The 3163-nt window shown below is 67.7% G+C and carries 4 protein-coding genes; 2 read left to right on the top strand and 2 right to left on the bottom strand.

Annotated elements, in window-relative coordinates; genetic code table 11:
- Positions 1–36: 36 nt before the first annotated feature.
- Positions 37–789: a DUF2625 family protein gene (locus tag ACFWBT_RS42455; protein ID WP_385710023.1), complete on the bottom strand. Its 753-nt coding sequence runs from the start codon at positions 787–789 to the stop codon at positions 37–39.
- A 47-nt stretch (positions 790–836) separates the two neighbouring features.
- Complete coding sequence (locus ACFWBT_RS42450; protein ID WP_385710020.1) at positions 837–1169, bottom strand: LPXTG cell wall anchor domain-containing protein; 333 nt, start codon at positions 1167–1169, stop codon at positions 837–839.
- Positions 1170–1279: 110 nt separating this feature from the next.
- Between ACFWBT_RS42450 and ACFWBT_RS42445 the strand changes: the two genes are divergently transcribed.
- On the top strand, positions 1280–1624 hold the full coding sequence (locus tag ACFWBT_RS42445; protein ID WP_385710018.1) for a hypothetical protein: 345 nt from the start codon (positions 1280–1282) through the stop codon (positions 1622–1624).
- 209 nt (positions 1625–1833) lie between these two features.
- On the top strand, positions 1834–3102 hold the full coding sequence (locus ACFWBT_RS42440) for an Ig-like domain-containing protein (RefSeq protein ID WP_385710015.1): 1269 nt from the start codon (positions 1834–1836) through the stop codon (positions 3100–3102).
- Positions 3103–3163: the final 61 nt, after the last annotated feature.

Genomic DNA, 3163 nt, shown 5'->3' with positions numbered 1-3163 from the left:
GCCCCTTCGGGGCGCGGGGCCGCGGCATGTCTGGGTTCAGACGTCGCCGAGGAACCCCGGGTCCACCTTGTCCAGTTTCAGGCCGAAGTCCCGGTGCAGGGCGAGAAGTTCGGCCAGCGGCACCGCTCGGCGGCTCGTCGACATGAGGTCGCGCCGTGCCTCCGCCGACCACAGGAACGGCACCACGGACAGCCCCTGCGTGCCGGTCAGGGCGCCGGACTCCGCCCGCCAGCCCGGCCATCGCAGCGTGTCGTAGAAGTGGTCCGTGCCCTCGCGGAGGAGCCACTGGAGCCAGGCCCCGTGGCCCACTTCGAGCGCCTCCCACTTCAGGGAGTCCGGCGCGAAGTACACGACCTCGCCGGGATGCCCGGGGCGGCCCACCGCCTCCGGGTCGGCGCCGTTGAGGACGAACACCCCGCCCAGCACGTCGTGGCCGACGACGAGCCCGCCGTCCCGGGGGCGCCAGGCCGGATCGAACCACTCGGGGAACTCGTTGACCTCGGCCAGCGAGGGAAGGTCCGTCGAGCCGCCGGGCAGGCCCGCGGTCGGGTCCTCGGCCGGGCTGCCGTAGATCCGCAGCCATCCGCTGTCCAGCACCACCCCACCGCAGTTGAGCACCATCCCGCCCAGCCAGGACCGCGCCGTGATCTGCAGTTGCAGCAGGCTGGCGCGGCCCAGGTCGGGGTCCACCGGGAGGACTTCCATGGACACCCCGCTGGCGGCGAGCGCCTTGGACAGCAGGGGCCAGGCAGGGTCCTCGACGTCGGTCAGCTCGCTCAGCTCTCGCATGGCTTCCCTGCGCTGTGGGTTGACTGTCCGGAGTGCGTTCGGTGCGCTCAGTAGGCCATCGTGCGCTCACGGCGCACGGAATACGCCACGAATCCGGCACCGAGGCCGAGGAAGAGCGTGCCGCCGACGAGATACGGCGTCGTATCTATGCTGCCGGTGTCGGCGAGCAGGGTCTGATCACCGTCGGACTCCGGGTCCGGCGCGGTGGCCGACTCCGTGGAGATCCGTGTCGCGGTGGTGCCTGCCGGTGCGGACGCAGGCATCGACCCGCTCGGTGTGGGTACGTCCTGGGTCGCGTTGGCGGACGGGACGAACCAGAGGGCACCCAGGAGGGTCCCCGCTGCGGTGGCGGTCAGCAACGATCGACGTGCGGCGGACACGAAATATCGATCCCCTTGTGGCGCTGGCGAATTGGCCGTGTGGGGCGATGCTAATGAAAGGCGCGGGTCGTGGGAAAGTCGCGCATCGCGTGGGCCGTACGCTCCCTCTCATGAGTACCCCTGAGACATCACGGTTTGTCCGGCTTCGGGTCGAACTGGTGCTGGAGATCGACGACGCCGACGCCGTCACCAAGGCCGCGCTGCGCCGGATCGGCGAGGACGCGGCCATGCCGGCCGACGAACGGTCGCACGCCGAGGGCGCGGTGACGGAAGACACGGCCGAGGCCCTCGCCTATCTCGTCGACCCGTTCGACCTGGTCAGCGAGGTGCCGGGGATCGAGCTCGCCCAGGCGTCCTGGAGCAGCGAGCCCATCGACTACGACCCCGATTCGCCGGATTGGGACCTCGACGAGGATGATGCTGACGAGGACGACGAGGAAGACGTACGCGGCTGACGCGGCTTGGGAAATCAGTGACCCCGGTCGGCAACCGCCGCCCGGGGTTTCCTCGTCTCCGGAGACGCACAGGCCGCCTCGTGTCACTCCCGTCCCGTTCGCTCGTACGTGGCGTGGACCACACTTTCGCGAGAAGTGGAACGGGGTGAACCGGTCTTGGCGTTGGAGATTCTTACGGGACTCTCGTGTCTTTTCGGGATTCGGCAACGATGGAGAAGCGTGTGATGACGAACAGTAAGCGGCGCAAGCGTCTGATGACCGCGTCCGCACTGCTCGGCGGGGTGCTGGTGCTCTCTGCGTGCAGCGGAGGCAACGACAAGGCCAGCACATCGGACGGCGGCGACAGCACGTCGGCGGCCAAGGTCGACGAGGCGGCGGCCAAGAAGACCTCCGAGGCCCAGATCAAGATCACGCCCAAGGACGGCTCCGACAACGCCTCGATCAACAACGGCACGGCGGTCACGGTCAGCAAGGGCTCGCTCACGTCCGTCACGATGAAGACCGCGTCCGGCACCGCCGTCGCCGGTCAGATATCCGCGGACAAGAAGAGCTGGAAGCCCCTCAACCGGCTGGAACGCGCCACCACGTACAAGATCGCCGCCGAGGCCGCCGACTCCGAGGGCCGCACCGCCCACGAGAACGCGTCGTTCACGACGGTCTCCCCGTCCAACAGCTTCATCGGCAACTTCACGCCGGAGGACGGTTCCACCGTCGGCGTCGGCATGCCGGTCTCGATCAACTTCGACAAGGCGATCACCAACAAGGCCGAGGTGCAGAAGGGGATCTCCGTCGCCTCCAGCAGCGGCCAGGAGGTCGTCGGGCACTGGTTCAACGCCAACCGCCTGGACTTCCGTCCCGAGAACTACTGGACCGGCGGCTCCACCGTCACCCTGAAGCTGAACCTCGACGGCGTCGAGGGTGCGAACGGTGTCTACGGCGTGCAGCAGAAGACGGTCACGTTCAAGATCGGCCGCAACCAGGTCTCCATCGTCGACGCCCAGACCAAGACGATGAAGGTCACGCAGGACGGCAAGACGATCAAGACCATCCCGATCTCCGCCGGTTCGCCCGAGAACAAGACCTACCAGGGCCAGATGGTCATCTCCGAGAAGTTCAAGGAGACCCGGATGGACGGCTCGACGGTCGGCTTCAAGAAGGACGACGGCAAGGGCGAGTACGACATCAAGGACGTGCCGCACGCCATGCGGCTGTCGAACTCCGGCACCTTCATCCACGGCAACTACTGGGGCGCGAAGTCCATCTTCGGCTCCGTCAACACCAGCCACGGCTGTGTCGGTCTGTCCGACACCAAGGGTGCCAAGGACGCGAACACGCCCGCCGCGTGGTTCTACGACAATACGCTGCTCGGTGACGTCGTGGTCGTCAAGAACACCGGCGACAAGACCATCGCCCCGGACAACGGCCTCAACGGCTGGAACCTCGACTGGGCGGCCTGGAAGGCCGGTTCGGCCGTCTGATCCCGAGGCACGACCCGACGGTCCTGGACCGAGACACGACTCGACGCCGATGCGGCGGTGG

Origin of the sequence: Streptomyces sp. NPDC060027, assembly GCF_042737005.1 — a bacterium.
GTDB lineage: Bacteria > Actinomycetota > Actinomycetes > Streptomycetales > Streptomycetaceae > Streptomyces.
Note: the sequence above shows the minus strand (reverse complement) of the source record. Positions and strands in the feature narration are given on the sequence as shown.

Coding starts and splice junctions, on each gene's coding strand:
- ACFWBT_RS42455 (WP_385710023.1), bottom strand. CDS start 789: ATGCGAGAGCTGAGCGAGCTGACCGACGTCGAGGACCCTGCCTGGCCC.
- ACFWBT_RS42445 (WP_385710018.1), top strand. CDS start 1,280: ATGAGTACCCCTGAGACATCACGGTTTGTCCGGCTTCGGGTCGAACTG.
- ACFWBT_RS42440 (WP_385710015.1), top strand. CDS start 1,834: ATGGAGAAGCGTGTGATGACGAACAGTAAGCGGCGCAAGCGTCTGATG.